We start from the raw sequence: 22574 nt of genomic DNA, 5'->3' as shown, positions 1-22574 counted from the left end.
TTCAGTCTGCCAGGCCCGTCAGGGGTGGGGGCGCGCCCGGGGGCACGTCTTCCGTCCGGTCGCCGCCGGTACGCCGGGCGACCCAGGCGCGCAGCCGCTCCATGTACAGATAGATCACCGGCGTGGTGTACAGGGTCAGCAGCTGCGACAGGATCAGGCCGCCGACGATGGTGATGCCCAGCGGCCGGCGCAGCTCCGACCCCGTGCCATGCTCCAGCGCCAGGGGCAGGGCGCCCAGCAGCGCCGCCATGGTGGTCATCATGATAGGGCGGAAGCGCAGCAGGCAGGCCTCCACGATCGAGTCGTGGGGGGACTTGCCCTCCACCCGCTCCGCCTCGATGGCGAAGTCGATCATCATGATGGCGTTCTTCTTCACGATGCCCATCAGCAGCACGATGCCGATCAGGGCCACCAGCGACAGGTCGTTGCCGGTCAGCCACAGCGCCAGCAGGGCGCCGATGCCGGCCGACGGCAGGGTCGACAGGATGGTCACCGGGTGGATGATGCTCTCATACAGCACGCCCAGCACGATGTAGATCGTCACCACGGCGGCGGCGATCAGCCACGGCTCGCTGGCGATGGAGGTCTGGAATTCCGCCGCCTCGCCGGCGAAGGAGCCGGTCACCGTGTCCGGCATGCCGATGTCCTTCTCCGCCTTGGTCACGGCGTCCACCGCGTCGCCCAGCGACTGCCCCTCGGCCAGGTTGAAGGTGACGGTCAGGGCCGGGAATTGGGCCTGGTGGTTCACCGTCAGGGGCGCGCTGGTGGTCTCGATCTGCACCAGAGAACTCAGCGGCACTTGGGTGTTGGTGGTGACCTGGGTGCTCTGCGCCACCGTGTTCACCGCCACCGGCCCGCCGGTGCTGGGCACATACAGGCGGCCCAGCGCCTCGGGGCTGGATTGCAGCTTCTCCGGCACCTCCAGCACCACGCGGTACTGGTTCATCTGGGCGTAGATGGTGGAGATCTGGCGCTGGCCGAAGGCGTCGTACAGCACGTCGTCGATGCTCTGGATGCTGACCCCCAGGCGGGCGGCCAGGGCGCGGTCAACGTTCAGCACCACCTGGCGGCCGTTGGTCTGCTGGTCACTGGCCACGTCGCGGAACTGGGGCAGGCTGCGCAGCTTGGCCACCAGCTTGGGCGCCCATTCCGCCAGTTCCACGCCGTCGGCGTCGGCCAGGGTGTACTGGTACTGCGTGCGGCTGGCGCGGGCGCCGATCTGGATGTCCTGCACCGACTGGACGTAGACCTCGCCCTGCACGCCCGACAGCTTGTGGCTGAGGCGCACGGCGACCGCGTCGGCATTGGCCGATCGTTCGTTCCGCGGCTTCAGGCCCACGGACAGGTGGGCGGTGTTGGGGGTGGGGTTGACGGTGCTGGCGCCGGCGAAGCTGGTCACCGACACCACGTCAGGGTCCTGGGCGACGATATCGGCCACCTGCTGCTGCAGGCGGCGCATGGACGAGAACGAGCTGTCCTGGTCGCCGTCCACGGTGATGGCCAGGATGCCCGTGTCCTGGCTGGGCAGGAAGCCCTTGGGCATCCACATGTAGAGGACGACGGTCAGCACCAGGGTGCCGATGGCCACCAGCAGGGTCAGGAACTGGAAGCGCATGACCACGGACAGGGTCCGCTCATAGCCCCGCAGCATCCAGTTGAAGCCGGCTTCCGTCCATTCCAGCGGGGAATATTTGGCCCAGCGCGAGCGGCGCCGGTGGGCGGCCTGCTCGTCGGCGTGGCTGCGCAGCAGGCGGCCGCACATCATGGGCGTGACGGTCAGCGACACGACGGCCGAGGCGACGACGGCGATGGTCAGGGTCAGCGAGAATTCGCGGAACAGGCGGCCAATGATGCCGCTCATGAACAGCAGGGGGATGAACACCGCCACCAGCGATACCGTCAGCGAGATCACGGTGAAGCCGATCTGCTTGGCGCCCTTGTAGGCGGCGGGCAGGGGGGCCTCGCCCGCCTCGATGTAGCGAATGACGTTCTCGATCATGACGATGGCGTCGTCGACGACGAAGCCGGTGCCGATGGTCAGCGCCATCAGCGACAGGTTGTCCAGGCTGAAACCGCACAGGGCCATGACGCCGAAGGTGACGATCAGCGACAGGGGCAGGGCCACGGCCGGAATGACGGTGGCGCGGCCGGACCGCAGGAAGGCCAGGATGACCAGCACCACCAGCACGGTGGTCAGCACCAAGGTTTCCTGTACGTCGCGCACGCTGGCGCGGATGGTCTCGGTACGGTCGGCGACGATGGTCAGCTTGATGCCGGCGGGCAGGGCCGCCTGCAGCTCATGCAGCTTGGACTTCAGGCGGTCGGCCGTTTCCACGATGTTGGCACCCGGCTGGCGCTGGATGTCCAGCAGCACGCCCTGCTTGCCGTTGAACCAGGCACCCACGCGGGAATTCTCCAGCCCGCGGGTCACCACGCCCACGTCCTTCAGGTGGACGGGGGCGCCGTTCTTGTAGGTGACGATGACGTCGGAATAGGCCTCGGCCTTTTCGATCTGGTCGTTGGCGGTGATGGTATAGGCCTGGGCGACGCCGTCGAAGCTGCCCTTGGCCTGGTTCACGTTGGCCTTGCCCAGGGCGGTGCGGATGTCCTCCATGCTCAGGCTATAGGCGGCCAGGCGCTCCGGCTGGATCTGGATGCGTACGGCCGGGCGCTGGTTGCCCTGCACGGTGACGCGGCCCACGCCCGACACCTGGCTCAGCTTCTGCGCCAGCAGGCTGTCGGCCGTGTCGGACAGGGTGGAGATGGGCAGGGTTTCCGAGGTCAGCGCCAGCGACAGGATGGGCGGGTCCGCCGGGTTGACCTTGGCGTATGTGGGCGGATAGGGCAGCGTCTTGGGCAGGGTGCTGCCGGCGGCGTTGATGGCCGCCTGCACGTCCTGTGCTGCGTCGTCGATGTTGTGGCCCAGGCCGAACTGCAGCGTGATGTTGGACACGCCGAAGCTGGAGATGGACGTCATGACGTCCAGGCCGGGAATCTGCCCCAGCTGGCGTTCCAGCGAGGCGGTGATCAGCGTGGAGGTGGTGTCGGCGCTGGCGCCGGGCAGCTGGGTGGTGACCTGGATGACGGGGAAGTCCACTTCCGGCAGCGACGACACCGGCAGCGCCCGATACCCCAGGAAGCCCACCAGCACGATGCCGATCGCCAGCAGCGTGGTGGCGATCGGCCGGGCGATGAAGGGGGCGGAAACGTTCATCGCGGCTGGCCGCCCTGGCTATTCGCTGGTGCGGGCTGGCCATTGGCGGGCTGATTTGGGTTGGGCGCACCCTGAGGAGTCGGGCCTTGCGCCGGGTCGCTGCCCGGCTGGCCACCCTGGTTGCGGCGGCGATGGTGTTCACCCTCGGGCCCGGCTTGGCCGTTGCCGCCCTGACCCTGGCCGCGGTGGTGTTGGCCGGTGGCGCCCGCGGGCGCCCCGGCGTCCGGCGTCGCCCCCGCCGGGGCGGCGATGTTGATCTTGGCGCCGTCCTGCAGTCGGTCCTGGCCGTTGACCACCACGCGCTCGCCCACCTGCACGCCGTCCGACAGGGCGGACTTGTCGCCTTCGTTCAGGATGACGGTCACGGGGCGGGGGGTGACGGTGTTGTCCTCGTTGACGATGTAGACGAAGGTGCCGTTGGGGCCATGCTGGATGCTTGAGGCCGGCACAACAGCCAGCTTGGGCTTCACCTCCAGCAGCAGGCGCATGTTGACGAAGCCGCCCGGCCACAGGCGATTGTCCTTGTTGGGGAAGGACGCCTTCAGCTTGATGGTGCCGGTGGTGGTGTCCACTTGGTTGTCCAGGGTGGTCAGGGTACCCTTGTCCAGCTGGCGGCCGTCGGAACTGACGGCCAGCACGCTCAGCGTCTCGCCCTTGGCCAGGTGGGCGTTGATGACGTCCAGCTGCTGCTGCGGCAGGGTGAAGACACCCGAGATGGGCTGCATCTGGGTGATGACCACCAGGCCCGTGCTGTCGCTGGAACTGACGATGTTGCCCACGTCCACTAGGCGCAGGCCGGTGCGGCCGTCGATGGGCGCCTTGGTCACCGTCCAGTCCAGGTTGGTGCGGGCGGTTTCCACGGCCGCCTGGTCGTATTTCAGCGTCGCCTCATACTGGGCAACGGTGGCCTTCTGCGTGTCATAGGTCTGCTGCGTGCCGTACTTCTCGGCCGCCAGGGCGCGGTATCGCTCCAGGTCCAGCCGGGCGTTGGCCAGCTGCGCCTGGTCCTGCGCCACCTTGGCCACCGCCTGGTCATAGGCCGCCTGGTACAGGCGCGGGTCGACCACGGCCAGCGTGTCGCCGGCCTTCACGGTCTGGCCTTCGGTGAAGGCGACCTTGGTCAGCTGGCCGCCGATGCGGGTCTTGACCGTGACGGTGTTCAGCGCCTGCACCGTGCCCAGGCCGTCCAGGTAGACCGGCATGTCGGCCAGCACCACCGGCGTCACCGCCACGGTGGGGATGGAGAAGCCGCCGCCACGACGCCCGCCGCCGCCCGGGCCCCCGGGACCGCCTGGCGGCGGGCCGCCGGCGCCCTGCCGCCCGCCCGGCCCACCACCCGGTGCACCGGGGGGGCTGCCCGCGTCCTGGCTGCTCGGCTTCTTGTGCATGACCCACCACGCGCCACCACCCAGCAGCACCACGACCAGGGCAGACACCCAAACACTGCGTCGCATCGAAATCCCAACCTTCCCGATGATCTCTGGAACCCGGGTTTATACGCCGGCCGTCCGAAGATCCTGTTGTCTCGCTTATTCCCACGGATGGGCGTGGCCGGTAAGATTTGAAAAGGCCCGTACCCGACTGCCCTGCCTAGTATTTCGCGCCTTCTCTTACCCCGAAAACCGCCAGGCGTCAGCACCGCTTGCACCTGCCCCCCTGGGTCCGCTTCGCCGCCTGTGCTCGGGGCCGTCCCGCCCGTGCTGGCCGGCAGGCTATAGCGGTGCCGGGTGACGGTTTTATGTCATCCCCCGCTGGATACCGCCTGCGCCAATTGGCGCATGGCGGGGTGAAAGTGTCGCCTGCGGCATGATCGGGACCGGATGATTTTGCATTGCGGCAAATCGCGCTCTGGTTTGGGGTTGACGCAGGTCCCCCGCCCGGTTTATTGGCGGGCCGTCGGTTGTCCTCCGCCGTCTGGAACCCCGGTTCCGCACGACGGGCGGTATGCCGTCAACCCCAAGAGAACAGTCACCCTGAGAATGAACCCTCGACCTAGTGAGAGCGGCGCGGACCCGTTTGGCCGGACCCATCCGGCGCGACTGGTCGCTACAGACCGCCAGCCGGGACAGGGGTGTGGGTGGGAGCGTCGGGCCCCTCGCTGAGACGGGGGCATTGACGCCCCCATCCCCGCCTTCGTCCCCGCCGGGCACCGGCCGCGTGACGGAGGCAGCAATGGCCCTCAACAAGACCCGTTTTTCCGCCGGGACCGATCCCGTGTCCGCCGTCATGGCGGCGGCGGCCCGTGCCGCGCAGGCGCAGCGCGCGGCCCTCTCTGGCCATGGCCTCACCCTGGTGTGGCGGCAGGATGCCGCCGGCCGCCCCGTTATGGGCTGGATGCTGATGCGCCGGCCGGTGGCCGCCAACGACATCGCCGCCAACGACGCACCGTCGGAGGGCCGAATGCGGTACGCCCGCTGACCGGTACCTGATTCCCCTGACGCTGTTCGGGCCCGACACCCCATCCGAAACCAAGGGTGACGGGGGGAACGGCCAATGACCATGCATGTCCTTCACGGCGGCCGTGACGGGCTGGGATCACCCAGCCCGCTGGCCCGCCTGGCGCCGTCCCGCTGGGACGTCGTGGCCTTGCCGCTGGTCCTGGGCCTGCTGGCCCTGCTGGTCTTCGGCGGGCACGAGGTGGCGCAGCCGCTGTCGCAGCTGGAACGCACACCCATCACCCTGGACCCGTGGACACTGCCCTACTACGCCCTGCGCACGACGCTGCGCATGCTGGCGGCCCTGGGCGCGTCCCTGCTGTTCACCCTGGTCTATGCGCCGCTGGCGGTGAAAAGCCAGCGCGCGGGGCAGATCCTCATCCCGGCGCTGGACATCCTGCAGTCCGTGCCGGTGCTGACATACCTGTCCTTCACCGTGACCTTCTTCCTGGGCTTGTTCCCCGGCCAGGTGGTGGGGGCGGAGCTGGCCTCCATCTTCGCCATCTTCACCAGCCAGGCCTGGAACATGACCTTCAGCTTCTACCAGTCGCTGCGGACGGTGCCGTCCGACCTGGAAGAGGTGTGCACGGGCTATCACTTCTCCACCTGGCAGCGTTTCTGGCGGCTTGAGGTGCCCTTCGCCATCCCCGGCCTGGTCTGGAACATGATGATGAGCATGTCCGGCGGCTGGTTCTTCGTCGTGGCGGCCGAGGCGGTGACGGTGGGCAGCACCACCATCACCCTGCCGGGCGTGGGCGCCTATCTGGCGCTGGCCATCGAGCAGCGCGACCTGGGCGCCATCGGCTGGGTCATCCTGACCATGCTGGGCGTCATCATCCTTTATGACCAGCTGCTGTTCCGGCCGCTGGTCGCCTGGGCCGACCGCTTCCGCGCCGACACCGTGCAGGCAGAGGAACGCCCGACCTCCTGGGTGCTGACCATGGTGGAACGCTCCACTCTGTTCCGCACCCTGGGCCGGCCGGCCGGCGGCGCCGCCCGCGCCACCCTGCGCTGGCGCCTGCCCTCCCTGCCCAAGCTGCCGGCACCCAGGCTCAGCCCCCGCGCCGTGCGCATGGGGGATTATGTGTGGCAGGGCGCCCTGGCGGTCATGGCGCTGTACGTGGCGGTGCACGGCGTCCAGTTCATGGCCACCGGCGTCACCTGGGGTGATGTCGGCCATGTGGTGCTGCTGGGCCTGGCCACCATGGTCCGGGTGGTGGTGCTGATCGTCCTGGCGGCGGTCATCTGGGTACCGATCGGGGTGATGGTGGGCATGCGCCCGCGCCTGGCCGCCATCGTCCAGCCGCTGGCCCAGTTCCTGGCCGCCTTCCCGTCCAACCTGTTCTTCCCCGTGGCGGTGGCCGCCATCGTGCACTGGACCCTGAACCCGGACATCTGGCTGTCGCCGCTGATGATCCTTGGCACGCAGTGGTACATCCTGTTCAACGTGGTGGCCGGTTCCCAGGCCTACCCCGTGGATCTGCGCGACGTCATCGCCAACCTGCGCCTGCGCGGCTGGAAGAAGTGGCGGGATGCCCTGCTGCCCGGTGTCTTCCCCCACCTGGTGACGGGGGCCATCACCGCCAGCGGCGGCGCCTGGAACGCCAGCATCGTGGCCGAGGCCGTGTCCTGGGGCGACACCCACGTCCAGGCGCGTGGACTTGGCGCCTATATCGCCCAGATGACGACGGACGCCGACTTCCCCCGCCTGGTGCTGGGCAACGTCGTCATGGTCTGTTTCGTCGTGCTGTTCAACCGTCTGGTCTGGCGCCCGCTGTACGCGTACGCCGAACGCCGCCTGCGCGTGTCCTGAAGGAACGGAGGTCCCCATCATGAACCTGACCCCGAAGTCCCTGCGCGCGGCCCTGGGCGCGGCCCCGGGCGCGCATGCCCCGGCCGACCTGGCCACCGCCGGAGTCGCCCCCCGTGGGGCATCCTCCGGCCCCCGTCCGCTGCCCAGCGGCGTGCCCATCCTGACCGTGAAGGACGTCAGCAAGCGTTACGACGCCGACCCCGACAGCCCCCTGGTGCTGGATAACGTCAACATGACGGTGGACCGGCGCGAGATCGTGGCCCTGCTGGGCCGCTCCGGCTCCGGCAAGTCCACCCTGCTGCGCATCATCGCCGGCCTGCTGTCCTCCACCTCGGGCCAGGTGTCCGTGGCGGGCAAGCCGGTGTCCGGCCCGGCGAACGACGTGGCCATGGTCTTCCAGTCATTCGCCCTGTTCCCCTGGCTGACGGTGCTGGAGAACGTGCAGGTGGGGCTGGAGGCGCGCGGCGTGCCCCCGGCGGAGATGCGCAAGCGCGCGCTGGCCGCCATCGACCTCATCGGCCTGGACGGGTTCGAAAACGCCTATCCCCGCGAACTGTCGGGCGGCATGCGCCAGCGCGTGGGCTTCGCCCGCGCCCTGGTGCTGGACCCCGGCATCCTGTTGCTGGACGAGCCGTTCTCCGCCCTGGACGTGCTGACGGCTGAAACCGTCCGCACCGACTTCCTGGACCTGTGGGGCGATGGTCACCTGGCCATCGGCGCCGTGTTGCTGGTCACCCACAATATCGAGGAGGCGGTGCAGATGTGCGACCGCATCCTGGTGATGTCGTCCAACCCCGGCCGGGTGGCGGCGGAGATCGAGGTGACGCTGCCCCATCCGCGCGTCCGCACCGACCCGGCCTTCCGCCAGCTGGTGGATCACATCTACGGCCTGATGACCCGCCGGCGCAAGGCGGCGCCGGGCATCGCCGAGACGCTGGCCGCCGGTCTCAGCCTGCAGCTGCCGCATGTGTCGACCAACGTGCTGGCCGGCCTGATGGAAATGGTGGATGCCGAGCCGCACAACGGCGTGGCCGACCTGCCCGTCATCTCCTCCGCCCTGCAGATGTCCACCGACGACCTGCTGAAGGTGGCGGAAACCTTGCAGATGCTGGGCTTCGCCGAGGTGGTGGAGGGCGACATCCGCCTGCTGCCCCCGGCGCGGCAGTTCGCCCAGGCCGAGCTGGACGTGCGCAAGCGCCTGTTCGCCGACCATCTGCTGCAACGCATCCCGCTGGCCAGCCACATTCGCCGCGTCCTGCAGGAACGTCCCAACCACCGCGCCCCCCGGCCCCGCTTCGAGACGGAGCTGGAGGACCACATGTCCGAGACCGCGGCCGATGAGACGCTGAAGGCCATGATCAGCTGGGCGCGCTATGCCGAGGTCTTCGCCTATGACGGCGACACGGCGCAGTTCCACCTGGACGCGGAGGAAGAGGCTTAGTTTTTTTCCTCAAGCGCCGGCAGCCGCATTCACGGCTTTGGCTTTCCTCGATTTTTAGTCCGCTCCGCTTCCCAAAAATCTCCGGCGGACGCGGTCGCGTCCTAGGAGGAGAGCAAAGGGGCAAGCATTCCAAGTTTGCGAGAAGAGACTTGGCAGAACGGGCCGCCGGTGGTGCACTGCGCGGCCCGTTCCCTTTTCTGGACACCGCCCATGGCCCGCCTGGCTGCCCCCCGCCTCTTCGCCCTGTCCTTGGCTGGAATGGCTTGGTTTGGCGATGGTGCCGGGGCGGTGGGTCTGCCGTCCACGCCGGCCAAGCCCGTGACGGACAGCTTCTTCGGCCAAGTGGTCGCGGATCCCTATCGCTGGCTGGAGGATTGGTCTGACCCAGTGGTGAAGCGGTGGTCGGCCGATGAAAACGCCTACAGCCGCGTCTACCTGGACGCCGTACCCCAGCGTGCCGCCATCAAGGCCCGCTTGGAGTCGCTGATCGCCGCCACGCCCAGCCGCTATTCCGGCGTGCGCGCCGCCGGCGGCCATCTGTTCGCCCGCTACACCGACCCGCGCCTGCAACAGCCGCAGGTGGTCATGATCGATGATGGGATGACCACGGCGCCGTCGCGCGCGCTGGACGTGAAGGTGATCATCGACCCCAACCGGATCGACTCGCGTGGCCTGACGGCGGTGGACTGGTTCGTGCCGTCCCCCGACGGCCGGCTGGTGGCCGCCAGCCTGTCCACGGGCGGCAGTGAGAATGGCAGCGTGCATGTCTTTGACACCGCCACCGGGACGGAGGTAGGTGAGGTCATTCCCCGCGTGCAATATCCCACCGGCGGTGGCGACCTGGCCTGGTCCGCGGACGGCAAGGGCTTCTGGTATACCCGCTACCCGGGGGAGGAGCGGCCGGAGGCCGACCGTCATTTCTACATGCAGGTCTACTGGCATCCGCTGGGTGGCGATCCACACAACGACAGTTACGTGCTGGGCCGCGACTTTCCCCGCATCGCGGAGGTGGAGCTGGACAATCGCGAAGGCACGGGGCCCCTGGTCATCTCGGTCGCCAACGGCGATGGCGGGGAATTCGAACACTTCCTGCTGCCCCAGTCCGCCGGACCTACCGGCACACCGGCGCCGGTCACCCGGTTCGCCGACAAGGCGGTGGCGGTGGCGCCCGGGCCCGACGGCGCGCTTTACCTGATTTCCCGCCTGAATGCGCCGGCGGGGCGCCTGTTGCGCCTGGCGCCGGGGGACACCAACCTGGTCCATGCCAAGGTGCTGGTGCCCGAGGGCAAGGCGGCGCTGCTGTCCGACCGGGGCTCCCACTCCCTCGCCGTGACGGACAGCCGTGTCTATCTGCGCCGCATCGAAGGCGGCCCCATCACCGTGGCCATGGTGGCGCCCGCCACGGGCCAGCCGCTGGGTCCGCTGCCCCTGCCGCCGGTCTCCGCCAACCATGAGCTGGTGCCCCTGGCCGGCAACCGCGTGCTCTATGACATGACCACCTATCTCAAGGCGCCCGCCTACGCCATCTATGACGAGCGCCGGCAAAGCATGGACGAGACCAAGCTGTCCGCCGCCGGTGGGCTGGATTTCAGCGACGCCGAGGTGGTGCGCGACGCCGCCACCTCCGCTGATGGCACCTCGGTGCCGGTCACCATCATCATTCCGAAGGGCGCGCGCAAAGGGGGCAAGGCGCCCGCGCTGCTGACCGGCTACGGCGGCTTCGGCGTCAGCCTGACGCCGGGCCAGCTCACGGCGGAACAGCGCCTGTGGCTGGATGCCGGCGGCATCTACGCCATCGCCAACCTGCGCGGCGGGGCGGAGTTCGGCGAGGCTTGGCACGACGCCGGCCGCCTGACCAACAAGCAGCATGTCTTCGACGATTTCGCCGCCGTGGCCCACCTGCTGGTGCAGCGGGGCTATACCGATGCCGACCACCTGGCCCTGATCGGCGGCAGCAATGGCGGCCTGCTGATGGGCGCCACCCTGACCCAGCATCCGGACTTGGCCCGCGCCGTGGTGGGCAATGTCGGCATCTACGACATGGTGCGGACGGAACTGGACCCCAACGGCGCCTTCAACATCACCGAATACGGCACCGTGAAGGATTCGGCACAGTTCCGGGCGCTGTACGCTTATTCCCCCTATCACCATGTGACGGATGGCGTCCGCTATCCCGCCGTGCTGCTGGCGACGGGGGAGAATGACGGCCGCGTGAATCCCATGCATTCGCGCAAGATGGTGGCCCGGCTGCAGGCAGCGGACCCCGCCGGCCTGCCCATCCTGCTGCGCACCACCGCCAATGCCGGTCATGGCCACGGCAGTTCCCTGGCCGAGCGCGTGGCCCTGTCGACCGACATCTACGGCTTCCTGTTCGACCAGCTGGCCATGACCCTGCCGCTGCCGTCGGCCAAGTGACGCATTAAACCGGATGGTGCATTAAGGCTGTCGCGGGCGGGGTGGCTGGCCCATAGTAGGGACCTGTTTTTCCTGATCCTGTTCCCCCGCAAGGAACCGCCTGGTGCCATGATGTCCCCGCCTGCCGACCCGCCGCCATTCCCCGCTCCGGCGGATGGGATGGACTGGCTGGACCCTGCCTGCCGGTTGATCCAGGACGGCCAGTCCCATGACCGGGCGGCCTTGCTTGGGCGGGCGCGGGACCTGGCCGGCCGGTTGCGGCCCGCCGCGCGCATCGGGGCGGTTGCGGCCACACCGCTGGCTGTGGCGGTGACCCTGCTGGCGGCCCGCCTGCTGGACGCCGAACTGTTCCTGATGCGGGGCACTGCTGTGCCCGCCGGGGTTGACGCGGTGGTGGATGCCGGCGGCGGGGTAACGCGCCCGGGCGGCGCGGTGCCCGGCGCCACGCCCGGCTTCGCCCTGGTGCTGGAAAGCTCCGGCACCACCGGTACACCCAAGCGTCTGCGCCACGCTTTCGATCGGCTGGCGGCCCGTATCCAGGGGGGGCGGGGGCGGGGCAGCGTGTGGCTGGCCACCTTCGATCCGGGTGGTTATGCCGGCCTGCAGGTGTTGCTGACCGTGCTGCGCGGTGGCGGGACGCTGGTGGCGGGCGACGCCCCCGACGTGCCGGCGCTGGCGGACCTGGCCCAGCGTCACGCCGTCACCCACATCAGCGCCACGCCCAGCTTCTGGCGGGCCTTCCTGCTGACGGGAAAGACGCCGCCGCTGAAGGCGGTGACCCTGGGGGGTGAGGCGACGGACCAGTCGCTGCTGGACCGGCTGTCGGCCGCCTTTCCCAACGCCGCCGTGCGCCACATCTATGCCAGCACGGAGGCGGGCGCCCTGTTCGCCGTGGCGGACGGCCGCGCCGGCTTCCCCGCCGCCTGGCTGGAGACGGGGGTGGAGGGTACCGACCTGGCCGTGCGTGACGGTGTGTTGTGGGTCCGGGGGCCCCGTCTGGCCACCGCGCTGGCCGGCGGCCCCCTGCCGACCGATGCCGACGGCTGGTATGCCACGGGCGACCGGGTGGACATCGTCGGCGACCGGGTGCTGTTCCGGGGGCGCGAGGACGGTGTGGTCAACGTCGGCGGCGTGAAGGTCATGCCCGATGAAGTGGAGACTCTGATCCAGGCGGTGCCGGGCATCGCCGACGCCGCCGTGCGGGTGCGGGCCAGCCCCATCACCGGGCATCTGCTGACGGCGCAACTGGTGGCGGTACCGGGCCAGGATCCCGAGGCCTTGCGCCAAAGGGTGGCGGCTGCCCTGGCTGGCCTGCCGGCGGCCGCCCGTCCCCGGCGGCTGGAATTCGTTACGGATCTGGAATTATCCCCGTCCGGCAAGAAGAAGCGGGTGCAGGAATGAGTGACCATATCATCGTCACCGGCGGCAGCCGGGGCCTGGGCTTGGCGCTTGTGCGCGCCCTGCTGGCGGACGGCTGGCGCGTCTCCACCTGCGCCCGCAGCCCGACGGCGGAGGTGGAGGATCTGGTGGCCCGGCACGGCGACCGCTTTCTGTTCCAGGTGGCGCAGGTGGGCGACGCGGGCCAGGTGACCGCCTTCGTCGACGCCGCTGCGGCCTGGGCCGGCGGGCTCTATGGCCTGGTCAACAACGCCGGCATCGCGCGCGAGGGCATCCTGGCCACCTTGCCCCAGGTGGAAATCGACACCCTGATTCAAACCAACCTGAACGGCGCCATACAGGCGGCCCGAGCCGCCCTGCGGCACCTGCTGCGCCGCCCGGCCACGGCGGCGCCCGCCGGCGGGCGCATCATCAACATCTCTTCCATCATCGGGCAGCGCGGCTATACCGGCCTGGCCGCCTATGCTGCCACCAAGGCGGGAATGGACGGCATGACCCGAGCGTTGGCGCGAGAGGTGGGGCGGCGGGGCATCACCGTCAACTCGGTGGCGCCGGGCTATCTGGAGACGGAGATGTCCTCGACGCTCAGCGCCGGCCAGCGCGACCAGATTATCCGGCGCACGCCGCTGGGCCGCCTGGGCACGGCCGACGACGTGGTGCCGGTGGTGCGCTTCCTGCTGGGCCCGTCTGCCGCCTATATTACCGGGCAGACCTTGGTGGTCGACGGCGGCATCAGTTGCTGATGGGAGATCGTTGATGGCGTTGGCCCGGTTGAACGGCGTGGCGGTGCGGGGCATCGTCTCGGCACTGCCGGCCCGGGTGGAGGATACGGCGGACCTGGCCGCCCGCTTCGGGGAAGAGGCGGCGCGCCGCCTGGCCACCGCCACCGGCATCCATGCCCGCCATCTGGCGGCGCCCGGCCAATGCACATCCGACCTGGCGGTGCCGGCGGCCCAGGCCTTGTTGGACGGGCTGGGCTGGCCGGCCGACAGCGTCGACCTGCTGGTCTTCGTCAGCCAGACCCACGACCAGGTGCTGCCGGCCACGGCTTGCCTGGTGCAACGGCGGTTGGGCCTGTCCAAGAGCGCTGCCGCCTTCGACCTGTCGCTGGGCTGCTCCGGCTATGTCTATGGCCTGTGGGCAGCGGGCTCGGCGCTCGCCTCATTGCTGCCCCGGGCCGATGGACGGCCGGCGCGGGCCCTGCTGCTGGCGGGCGATACGACCAGCCATATCCTGGATCCGGATGACCGGGCGGTGGCGCCCCTGTTTGGCGACGCCGCCGCCGCCACGGCGCTGGAGGTCGATGCCGCCGCGCCGCCCATGATCGTGGATGTGGGCACGGACGGCGCCGGTGCGCCCTATCTCATGGCGGCGGGTGGGGCCATGCGGGCACCGGACCGGCCGCCACGCCTGTTCATGGACGGCACCCAGGTCTTCGCCTTCACGTTGCGCGAGGTGCCGGGCGCCATCGCCGCCACCTTGGCCGCCGCCGGCTGGACCGCCGCGGATGTGGACCGTTTCGTCCTGCACCAGGCCAATGAAATGATGCTCCGCCGCCTGGGCCATAAGATCGGCGCCACGGATGAACAACTGGTGCTGGCCCTGGCCCGCCATGGCAACACCAGTTCGGCCAGCGTGCCGCTGGCCTTGACCGACGCGGTGGCGGCCGATCTCAAGGCCGGGGCCTTGCGGGTCCTGTTGTCCGGATTCGGAGTGGGATGGTCCTGGGCCACGACGGCGGCCACCCTGGGGCCCCTGGCCGTGTGCGAGACCATTGTGCTGCCGGCCTGAAAGGCCGGAGCTGATACCCGTGGCATTTGATCGTGACCGCTCAAATGCCCCCTCAATCGCCGGGCGCCAGCATGCGCTGGCTCGGCTTCCTCGCTGTGCCCTGCGGTGCTCGCTCCGGCGCCCGCGGTCGCGGGCTACACCGGCACGAGTCAACATCTCGTGCCGGTGGTATTATTCGTCGACGGCGGGGGCGGCCACCTTGCGGCGGCGGCGCACAACCTCCACCGGCGGCTTGGGGGCCGGCGCGGCCTCGGCCGTTTCCTTGATGTCGAACAGCTTACGGCACAGCTTCAGGGCGCGATAGTTGTTGCCCTCGCGCACCAGCGTCTGCACTTCGTCGAACAGGTCGGCCTTGTCGGGATGCTGGACCCGCGCCTCTTCCAGGATGGCGGCGAAGTGCACCATGTTGGTGCTGGCGTCCTCGGGGAAGATGTAGATCAACTGGATGATGAAATAGAGCCGCTTCTCGATGGTGTCGCAGTTCTCTTCCTTCAGGATTTCCCGGCCACGCAGGAAATTCACCTTGTTGTAGAAGAATAGCGAGACGGGGTGATCGCCGATGCCGATGACGGCGCCGTTGACGATCAGCTTTTCTCCCGGGCGTAACACCAGTTTCAGCGGCAAGGGGGCAATCCTTCCTTCAGAACGCAGCCTCGGGGCCAGGGCCCGGGGCCAGGGTCCAGCCGCGTGGGCCGAACCGGGCAGAACCTTAAACGAATAAAGCCGCCCGGACGGGCGGGCGTATGCGCGCACCCCTAGGAATTACGGCAGCCGACCCCGTCCGGTCACCAAAAAACCGCTGGCCGCCGGAATTGACCGACCAAAAAAGAAGGTGGCGGACGTTGCCGTCCGCCACCCTCCGTACTTCCATGCTTGGGCTGGTCTATTAGAACAGCTTGAGGATGGACTGCTGAGCCTGGTTGGCCAGGGACAGGGTGGTGACACCCAGGGACTGCTTGGTCTGCAGGGCCAGCAACTGGGCGCCGGCTTCGTTCTGGTCGACCTGCGTCAGGTTGTCGGCACCGTCCTGCAACACATTGTTGAACGCGTTCGTGAAATCCGAACGGGTCTGAATGATGTTCAGGTTGGTGGCGAGCGTCTGAGAGGCGGAACGCAGAACGTTGGTCGCGTTGGTCAGCTGGGCCTGGGCCTTGTCGATGTCCGCACGATCCAGGAAGTTGTTCTGGGCGTAGTCGACGGCCAGACCCTGGCCCGAGGTGGTGACGTTGGTCGCCGCCACGGTGATGCCGCTGCTGTTGTTCTCGTTGAACTGGACGCTCAGGTCGTTCGACGTGCCCGCCGCGGTGGTCTGCGCGGTGGAGATGTTGGCGGCCTTGTTGGCGCTGGCCGCCTGCCGGACGTTCGAGGCATCGACATTCAGACGAACGGTGCCGGTGCTGAACGAGAAGGCGTTCTCACCGTCGGACAGCTTGGAGTCGCCTCGCTCGTTGGTGCCGGAACGGGTCACGGAGACGCCGTTCAGGTCCGTGGCGGTCACGGAAACATCCACGTTCTTCTCGATGGTGGACGTGCCATTGCCGGCGGTACCCAGCGCTTCCAGCGAGGCGCGGTCCACGGTGAAGGAAACCACCGTGCCTGACGAGAAGGACAGCGAAATGTCCTTGGTCAGTGCGTTGGAGGCCGAGGTGCCCAGCGAGAACGAGCTGGCGGTACCAGCGGTGGCACCAGCGGTGATGGTGAACTGGTTGTTGGCACCGCCCGCACCGACCGAGAAGCCCGAGAACGCGCCGTGCAGGGCGTTGCCAATCACCGTCTTCAGGTTGGTGGCGATGTTCTGCTGACGGGTCGCGGTATCGGCCGCCGACACGTCACCCGCCGAAGCGGTGTAGGTGAAGGACGTGCCGTTGATCGTGGCCGTGAAGGTGTCACCCTGCTCGATATTGCCGGTGATGGACACCTGCGAGATCTGGGCCGTACCCGACGAACCAGCAGTCTGCAGCGTGTTGGTGGCAGACTGGGTGTTATCGAAGAAGTTGATGGTCCGCGACTCGTCGCCTTCCGTCACCACGACGCTGCGCTGCTGGCCGACCGCGCCGCGGGTCTGGATGGAGATGTCGGAGAAGTTGCCGGCGGTCGAGCTCAACGTGCCGGAAACCTTCAGGCCGAAGACACCGCGGGCGGTTTCGGCGTTGGCGATGTCGGCGGCGGCGCCGGAGACGGCGCCGGTGCCCGAGATCTTAACCGAGTAGGTGTCGGCGCCGGTGATGTTGGTGACGCGGGCGTTCGAGATCGAGGTGATCGAGTTCGCGGTCGCGATCGTGGTCGAGGTGGCGGCGTAGGACTGGCCGTTGCCGGCGACCAGATTCTTGCCCGAGTAGCCGCTGTCACCCGCCAGCTTGTCGATCTGGTCCTTGATGCCGTTGAACTGATCGGCCAGCGACTTGCGGGTCGCGACGGAACCGGCATCCGTGCCCAGGTTGGCATAGGCGGTCGTCAGCAGGCCCTGAGCCTGGGTCACGAGCGACTGGATGGAGGTGATGCCCTGGCTGCCAGCCTTGATGGTGCTGACGGCCTGCGACATGCCGTCCTTCAGAGTGGACAGGTCGCTTGCGCGCTGATTCAGGCTCTGCGCGGCGAAGAAAGCGGTCGGACCGTCAAGGGCGGAATTGACCTTGTTACCGGTCGCCAGCTGGTTTTCCAGCTTGCTGGTCGAGGTGTTGGTCTGCTGCAGCAGCAGCAGGTTGGTCCGCATGCTGGACGAAAGCTGAACGGCGTCAGACATAAAAAGTCTCCTTTGGAGAGGGTATGTGTCGCCCGAGTTTTTCGGACACGTTAAGTGATGACTGGTTTCTGTGACGGAGTCAAGGCACGATTGATAAAATTTTAGACGTTTTGTCTATGTCTCAGGATCTACCCGCCGTGCCGGCCTTCACCACGATGGTTCAATACATCACCAACCGTTGACGGATCCTTAACATGGATCAAGGCGCCTCGATAGCGGTATCAGCGGCACGCCGCGCCAGGTCGGCGGCCACCCGGGCCATGACCGGGCGCCAGTCCCCCCGCGCTTCCTGCCGATAGAGGCAGGCGCTGGGGTACCAGTCGCTGTCCGTGCGACCCAGGCCCCAGCGCCAGTCGGGTATCTGCGGCAGAATGACCCACACCGGGCGTCCCAAGGCCCCGGCCAGATGGACCGGGGCGGTGCAGGAACTGATCAGCAGGTCCACCTCCGCGAGGATGGCGGCGGTATCGGCGAAATCCTTGATGTCCGGGGCCAGGTCGGTGAACGCGGCGGGCAGGTCTGCGTCCGCCAGATCCCGCCGCCCATCGCCCATTTGGATACTGAAGACGTGCGTCCCCGGCACACGCAGCACCGGCGCGAAGGCTGCCAGCCGCGGGGAGCGCCAACGGTCGCCGGTGAAGTTCGGGTTGCCGGCCCAAACCAGCGCGACCTTCAGGGCGCCGGGATCCGCCATGGCCCCCCGCAACCGGTCACGCCAGCGCGCGCGGCGATGGTCTTCTCCCGGCAGCCCGTCCAGGGAAAGATAAGGAACCTTGTTGGGAATCGGGACCAGTCCGGCCTGGAAAAGGCCCGGCAGGCTCATGACGGGACACTGCAGGTCGAAGGGGGGCAGCGGCTGGTCCGTGGGCGCCAGTTCCAGCCGGCCGGGTTGCACCAACCCCTGGAACAGGGCCGCAAGCTCCGGCGGTGTCTCCACCAGCAGGCGGCCACCCCGCGCGGCGATGAGCGGCAAATAGCGCGCCGCCATCAGCATGTCACCCAGGCCCTGCTCGATATGGACCAGCAGGGTGCGACCCGGGAAGGGCCCGCCGTCCCAGCCTGGGCGGTCGAAGGTGCGCAGGCGGTTGGTACGGCTGTGGCGCCGCCATTCATACAGCGGCCAACCCTTGGCGTATCGGCCCAGCAGCAGGGACACCAGCGCCAGGTTCCAATTGGGCTCCACCGCGTCGGGCTTGAGGGCCAGCGCTTTTTCCGCCGCCTGGGCCGCGTCCTCGAGTCGGCCCAGGTCGTACAGGGCGGCGCCCAGGGCGGTCCAGGCGCGATGGAAGGCGGGATCAAGGGCCAAGGCCCGGTGGTAGGCATCGACCGCGCCGTGCAAGTCATCCATGGCGCGCCGGCCCATGCCGACATTCAGCCAGCCGCCGACGAAAGCGGGGTTCAGCCGCACGGCCTCCTCGTAGGCGGCCAGGGCTTCGGCCGGCCGTTGCAGTTCGCCCAGCACGCTGCCCAGGTTGGTGTGCAACTCGGGTATCCGAGGGAACAGGGCCAGAGCCTGGCGGTAGCTGGCCACCGCCTCGTCCAGCCGCTTGGCCGCCTTCAGCGCGCCGCCCAGGTTGGACAGGGCCTCGCCGTATCGTGGATCCACCGCCACGGCCGCCTGGAAGGCGGAGATGGCTTCCGCGTTTCGCCCCGCCGCCAGCAAGCAGACGCCCAGACCATTCCATATTTCGGGACCCGGCGCCAAACCGCCGCCGTGCCGGGTGGCCACGGCCTGCTCGTAGAGGGGCAGCGCGTCGGTGGCATGCCCCTGTCCCAGCAGGGCGGCGGCGCGGCGCTCCTGCAATGTCGCCAGGGCATCGGCGGCCTGCGCATGGCCCGACTCCATCTCCAGCACGTGCCGATACAGCGCCTCAGCCGCCTCCGGTTGCCCCAGGACCTGGCGCACCGCGGCCAGCAGCAGGGCGATGGCGGGAATGTCCGGCGCCAGGTAATGGGCCCGTTCCAACCGCGCCAGCGCCACGTGGTCGTCGCCGCGATCGTGGGCCGCCTTGCCCCAGAGATACAGCGCCCGGGCATGGTCTGGCGCCACGGCCACCACGCGGCCATACAGCAGCTCCGCCTCCGCCAGGCGACCGGCCTCATGGTGGTCCAGCGCCAGCTTCAGCCTGTCTTCAACGGTAGCCATAGTGATCGTGCCGTCCCGGCCGGTGATCCACGCGATAGGTCCGCAGCATGGCCGCGAGCGGCATGCCGGTTCAAAACAAATCGCGGATGGGATCGGAAAAGCGGGCAGAACCACCATCTTCCAGATGGATCATGACCCTTCGATGTACGGGACGGAGTCGTCAGGCGACCACGTTGACGGCAGCAGCACCCAGGGTCACTGCCGCCACTGTGGGGCTGATCAAGGCACTGCCTGATCCGCCGCCCGTGCTGGTGGTCGACGCGCCGGTGGTGCCGCCGGAGGCGGCGGCGGTGCTGGTATTGGACGACGCGGTGGCGCCCGCTGCCGACTGGTCGTTGGAGGGGGCCGTCACTTCGGCCGGCAACAGCGGGTTGCCACCCTTGTAATGCGGGGCGCCGGTCGCGCGCAGGCGGTATTGCTCCACCACCTGGCGAGAGGGGATTTGGTAATCGACGGCACCGGTGGTGCTGTCGCGGAACTGGGTAATGGCGATGGCCGCCTGACTGTCATATGTGACGACCGGGCTGATGTAGGCGGGTGCCGACAGACGTGACGTCGTCTCCTCCCCCGCCGGGGAGGTTGCCCCGGAAGCGGCGACAGCCGTAGACGAACCGGCCGCGGTCGTCTCGGCCGAGGTGTCGTTGGTGGCATAGCCCAAGGTCGCCAAGGTCCCGTTGGGGATCTGGGGGTAGGCGGATCCAGTGCTTAACACGCCATCCAGGGCCATGGACTTCGGTCCTTGGTTAGGAGACAATCGGAAATATTCGACACGCCCCTCCGCAAGGGACGTGCACAGGCCAGGAAGACATCGGTTCGGACCCCTTATTCCACCTCTGGTTTCGGGGGGCTTTCCAGGGACGAGTCCTTTGGAAAAGACCGGCGAAAAGGTGGTCAGGGGTGGCGGATTTACGCCACAGTAAATTTTTCAACAATAACTTTAACAAAATTGACGCGGCCGCACAAATTTTTTTCGCAACTCTACCGTTAGGATAGGACTCGGCTTCGCCCCGCTTGCGATCAGAGATTGCGGCTAGGGGCGGGTTTTGATGTGCGATTAATCAAAAAGATAACATTTTCAGGGTGGTGGTTTCGCAACCAGGTCGAATGCCACCTGGCGCACCGTGGCTGACCAATCGCCCCAATTCTCTTGGCGATACAGGCGCAGGGTGGGGTACCAGGGGCTGTCGGCGCGACCGCGCAACCAGCGCCAGCACCCGTCGGCGCGGGACAGCACCCATACCGGCCGGCCCAAGGCCCCCGCCAGATGGGCGACCGCCGTATCCACGGTAATGACCAGATCCAGGCAGGCCACCAGCGCGGCGGTGTCGGCGAAGTCCCGCAACTCCTCCGTCCAGTCCAGCAGCGGAAAGGGCGCCGTGGCCGCCTGTGCGGCGGGGGCGCCTTTTTGCAGGCTGACGAAACGGACGTCATCCGCGGCGGCCAGGGGGGCCAGCGCCGCCAAGGGCACGCTGCGCCGCCGGTCGATCAAGGCCGATACGGGATCGTCCGGGCGGGGGTCGCCCCCCCACACCAGGCCCACGGCCCGCATGCCCGCCGGCACGGCCTGGGCCAGCCGCGCCCGCCAGCCCTCCACCGGCGGCGGCGTCAGATAGGGGCACTGGGCTGGAATGGTCTCCAGCGTGGTGCCCAGGCGATGCGGCAGGCTCATGAGCGGGACGCGGGCATCCCAATCGGCAGCGCTGACCGTGGCGCCGGATGGCACCACCGTCACGCCGGGTAGGCTCAAGGCCATCAGCCGCGCCAACGCCGGCTGCACCATGAGACCGACGCGGGCCAGGCCCAGCCGGTCGGCCGCCCCTTCCAGCAGGGCGGCGTAGCGCGCGAATTGCAGCGTATCGCCGTGTCCCTGCTCGGCATGCACCAGCAGGCGCGTGCCGGCCATCGCCGCCGGATCCGGTCCCCGCCATTCCGGCAGGACGGTCAAGCTGGGGTCCAGCGGCGGCATCTGGCCGGTCTGGTGGCGCCATTCATATTCCTGCCAACCCGTGGCCAGGTCACCCGCCAACAGGCGGGCCAGCGACCGCTGCCAGTGCACCGCCGGTTCCCCGGGCGCCAGGGCCAGCGCCTTGAGGTAAAGCGCTTCGGCCCCGTCATCGTCGCCCAGATCCTTCAAGACCGTGGCTAGATTGGTCAGCGGCCGGTGGTCGTCCGGTGCCGTGGCGGCCGCGCGGGCCAGGACATCCGCCGCCTCCGACAGCCGGCCCTGGGCGTGCAGCAATACGCCCCGGTGGTTCAGCACCTCCGCCCGGCCGGGGTCCTGCGCCTCGGCCTGGTCCAGCGTGGCGGCGGCGGCATCGAAGCGGCCCAGCCGGGTTTCCAGGAAGCCCAGGTTGATCAGGATTTCGGCGGTTTCGTCTTCCATGCCGGGCAGGGCCAGCGCCCGGCGCAGGGCATCGGCCGCCGGCTCCGGCTGGTTCAGGGCCATCAGGGCCAACCCCAAACGCGCCCAGCCCTCACGGCGGCCGGGATCCAGTTCCACCGCACGGCGGGCCAGGGCTGCGGCGATCGTGGCCCGGTGGCCGCTGGACCCGTGGGGAGCAGCCCCTTCGGAGATGGAGAGGTGCTCGCCGGCTTGGTTCAGCCAGAGGTTCGCCAGATTGCGCGTCGCGCCGGCGTGGCCGGGCTGCCGCCGCAGGACCTCGGCGAAGGCCGTCTCCGCCTGGTCCGTCAGGCCGGCTCGCGTCAGGGTCACCGCGAGGTCATCCAGGATGTCGATATCGTCCGGCGCCAGGGCGGCGGCGGCCTTCAAGGCCCGCACGGCGGCCGGCGCGTCCCCGGCGGCCGCCAGGGCGCGGCCCCGCCGCCGTTGCCAGCCAGCGGCCTGGGGCGCGGGCGGATTCAGGGCCAGGGCCTGCTCCAGGCAGTCCGCCTCCAGCGCTGGGCGGCCCAGTGCTGCGGCCGCGTCGGCACGGGTGACGTGGAAGGCGGCGGCCGCCGGGTTGACCCGCGTGGCCTGGCCGGCCAGGTCCAGGGCTTCCTCCGCCCGACCCGTCTGCAGGCACAGCACGGCCAAAAGGTTCAGCGCGTCGCCTTCCGCCGGTGCCACGGCCAGGATGCGGTGATAGATCACCTCGGCATGGCCCAGGGCGCCCTCGCGGTGATGGCGCAAGGCCTCGTTCAGGGCGTCGGTGATGCTGGCCATGGGATTTTCCAGAAG

General features: G+C 68.7%; 14 protein-coding genes. 7 read left to right on the top strand and 7 right to left on the bottom strand.

The annotated features are described in order from the left end of the window. Position 1 precedes the first annotated feature (1 nt). Both FBZ88_RS15975 and FBZ88_RS15970 read right to left on the bottom strand, forming a co-directional pair. Complete coding sequence (locus FBZ88_RS15975; protein WP_145618217.1) at positions 2 to 3214, bottom strand: efflux RND transporter permease subunit; 3213 nt, start codon at positions 3212 to 3214, stop codon at positions 2 to 4. Continuing rightward, positions 3211 to 4668 (bottom strand): efflux RND transporter periplasmic adaptor subunit, encoded by a 1458-nt coding sequence (locus tag FBZ88_RS15970; protein WP_145618216.1) that lies wholly within the window; start codon positions 4666 to 4668, stop codon positions 3211 to 3213. Before FBZ88_RS15970 ends, FBZ88_RS15975 begins: the two co-directional genes overlap by 4 nt. Positions 4669 to 5386: 718 nt before the next feature. Between FBZ88_RS15970 and FBZ88_RS15965 the strand changes: the two genes are divergently transcribed. The 7 genes from FBZ88_RS15965 (at position 5387) to FBZ88_RS15935 (ending at position 14507) form a co-directional block, all read left to right on the top strand. Beyond that, entirely contained in the window at positions 5387 to 5632 is a 246-nt protein-coding gene (locus FBZ88_RS15965; protein WP_145618215.1) for a hypothetical protein, read from the top strand. A 75-nt stretch (positions 5633 to 5707) separates the two neighbouring features. Next, entirely contained in the window at positions 5708 to 7462 is a 1755-nt protein-coding gene (locus FBZ88_RS15960) for an ABC transporter permease (RefSeq protein ID WP_326486335.1), read from the top strand. A 19-nt stretch (positions 7463 to 7481) separates the two neighbouring features. After that, positions 7482 to 8903 carry an ABC transporter ATP-binding protein gene (locus FBZ88_RS15955; RefSeq protein ID WP_246138689.1) on the top strand — a complete coding sequence of 474 codons (1422 nt, stop codon included), beginning with the start codon at positions 7482 to 7484 and terminating at the stop codon, positions 8901 to 8903. A gap of 210 nt (positions 8904 to 9113) precedes the next feature. Beyond that, on the top strand, positions 9114 to 11318 hold the full coding sequence (locus FBZ88_RS15950; protein ID WP_246138688.1) for a prolyl oligopeptidase family serine peptidase: 2205 nt from the start codon (positions 9114 to 9116) through the stop codon (positions 11316 to 11318). 108 nt (positions 11319 to 11426) lie between these two features. Beyond that, on the top strand, positions 11427 to 12719 hold the full coding sequence (locus tag FBZ88_RS15945; protein ID WP_246138687.1) for an AMP-binding protein: 1293 nt from the start codon (positions 11427 to 11429) through the stop codon (positions 12717 to 12719). After that, positions 12716 to 13459, top strand: coding sequence for an SDR family NAD(P)-dependent oxidoreductase (locus tag FBZ88_RS15940; protein WP_186464430.1), 744 nt, complete (start codon positions 12716 to 12718; stop codon positions 13457 to 13459). The genes FBZ88_RS15945 and FBZ88_RS15940 overlap by 4 nt, the downstream gene beginning before the upstream one ends. A 13-nt stretch (positions 13460 to 13472) precedes the next feature. Further along, positions 13473 to 14507 carry a ketoacyl-ACP synthase III gene (locus FBZ88_RS15935; protein WP_145618214.1) on the top strand — a complete coding sequence of 345 codons (1035 nt, stop codon included), beginning with the start codon at positions 13473 to 13475 and terminating at the stop codon, positions 14505 to 14507. A 171-nt stretch (positions 14508 to 14678) separates the two neighbouring features. Here FBZ88_RS15935 and FBZ88_RS15930 read toward each other — a convergent pair whose 3' ends face one another. The 5 genes from FBZ88_RS15930 to FBZ88_RS15910 form a co-directional block, all read right to left on the bottom strand. Next, on the bottom strand, positions 14679 to 15131 hold the full coding sequence (locus FBZ88_RS15930; protein ID WP_145608873.1) for a flagellar biosynthesis repressor FlbT: 453 nt from the start codon (positions 15129 to 15131) through the stop codon (positions 14679 to 14681). A gap of 262 nt (positions 15132 to 15393) precedes the next feature. Further along, the gene (locus FBZ88_RS15925; RefSeq protein WP_145618213.1) at positions 15394 to 17250 is read right to left on the bottom strand and encodes a flagellin N-terminal helical domain-containing protein; all 1857 of its coding nucleotides are present in this window, start codon (positions 17248 to 17250) and stop codon (positions 15394 to 15396) included. 199 nt (positions 17251 to 17449) lie between these two features. After that, complete coding sequence (locus FBZ88_RS15920; RefSeq protein ID WP_186464429.1) at positions 17450 to 19396, bottom strand: tetratricopeptide repeat protein; 1947 nt, start codon at positions 19394 to 19396, stop codon at positions 17450 to 17452. Positions 19397 to 19556: 160 nt separating this feature from the next. After that, entirely contained in the window at positions 19557 to 20123 is a 567-nt protein-coding gene (locus FBZ88_RS15915) for a hypothetical protein (RefSeq protein ID WP_145618211.1), read from the bottom strand. A gap of 348 nt (positions 20124 to 20471) precedes the next feature. After that, positions 20472 to 22559, bottom strand: coding sequence for a tetratricopeptide repeat protein (locus FBZ88_RS15910; protein WP_145618210.1), 2088 nt, complete (start codon positions 22557 to 22559; stop codon positions 20472 to 20474). Between the last annotated feature and the right edge of the window lie 15 nt (positions 22560 to 22574).

It is taken from the genome of Nitrospirillum bahiense (assembly GCF_007828025.1).
Taxonomy (GTDB): Bacteria; Pseudomonadota; Alphaproteobacteria; order Azospirillales; family Azospirillaceae; genus Nitrospirillum; species Nitrospirillum amazonense.
This window is presented reverse-complemented; position numbering and strand designations above follow the sequence as displayed.

Excerpts from the sequence above, each read along its gene's own strand:
- FBZ88_RS15965 (WP_145618215.1), top strand. The coding sequence starts at position 5,387 with ATGGCCCTCAACAAGACCCGTTTTTCCGCCGGGACCGATCCCGTGTCC.
- FBZ88_RS15920 (WP_186464429.1), bottom strand. The coding sequence starts at position 19,396 with ATGGCTACCGTTGAAGACAGGCTGAAGCTGGCGCTGGACCACCATGAG.
- FBZ88_RS15910 (WP_145618210.1), bottom strand. The coding sequence starts at position 22,559 with ATGGCCAGCATCACCGACGCCCTGAACGAGGCCTTGCGCCATCACCGC.
- FBZ88_RS15970 (WP_145618216.1), bottom strand. The coding sequence starts at position 4,668 with ATGCGACGCAGTGTTTGGGTGTCTGCCCTGGTCGTGGTGCTGCTGGGT.
- FBZ88_RS15915 (WP_145618211.1), bottom strand. The coding sequence starts at position 20,123 with ATGGCCCTGGATGGCGTGTTAAGCACTGGATCCGCCTACCCCCAGATC.
- FBZ88_RS15950 (WP_246138688.1), top strand. The coding sequence starts at position 9,114 with ATGGCCCGCCTGGCTGCCCCCCGCCTCTTCGCCCTGTCCTTGGCTGGA.
- FBZ88_RS15935 (WP_145618214.1), top strand. The coding sequence starts at position 13,473 with ATGGCGTTGGCCCGGTTGAACGGCGTGGCGGTGCGGGGCATCGTCTCG.
- FBZ88_RS15955 (WP_246138689.1), top strand. The coding sequence starts at position 7,482 with ATGAACCTGACCCCGAAGTCCCTGCGCGCGGCCCTGGGCGCGGCCCCG.
- FBZ88_RS15925 (WP_145618213.1), bottom strand. The coding sequence starts at position 17,250 with ATGTCTGACGCCGTTCAGCTTTCGTCCAGCATGCGGACCAACCTGCTG.
- FBZ88_RS15940 (WP_186464430.1), top strand. The coding sequence starts at position 12,716 with ATGAGTGACCATATCATCGTCACCGGCGGCAGCCGGGGCCTGGGCTTG.
- FBZ88_RS15975 (WP_145618217.1), bottom strand. The coding sequence starts at position 3,214 with ATGAACGTTTCCGCCCCCTTCATCGCCCGGCCGATCGCCACCACGCTG.
- FBZ88_RS15945 (WP_246138687.1), top strand. The coding sequence starts at position 11,427 with ATGATGTCCCCGCCTGCCGACCCGCCGCCATTCCCCGCTCCGGCGGAT.
- FBZ88_RS15960 (WP_326486335.1), top strand. The coding sequence starts at position 5,708 with ATGACCATGCATGTCCTTCACGGCGGCCGTGACGGGCTGGGATCACCC.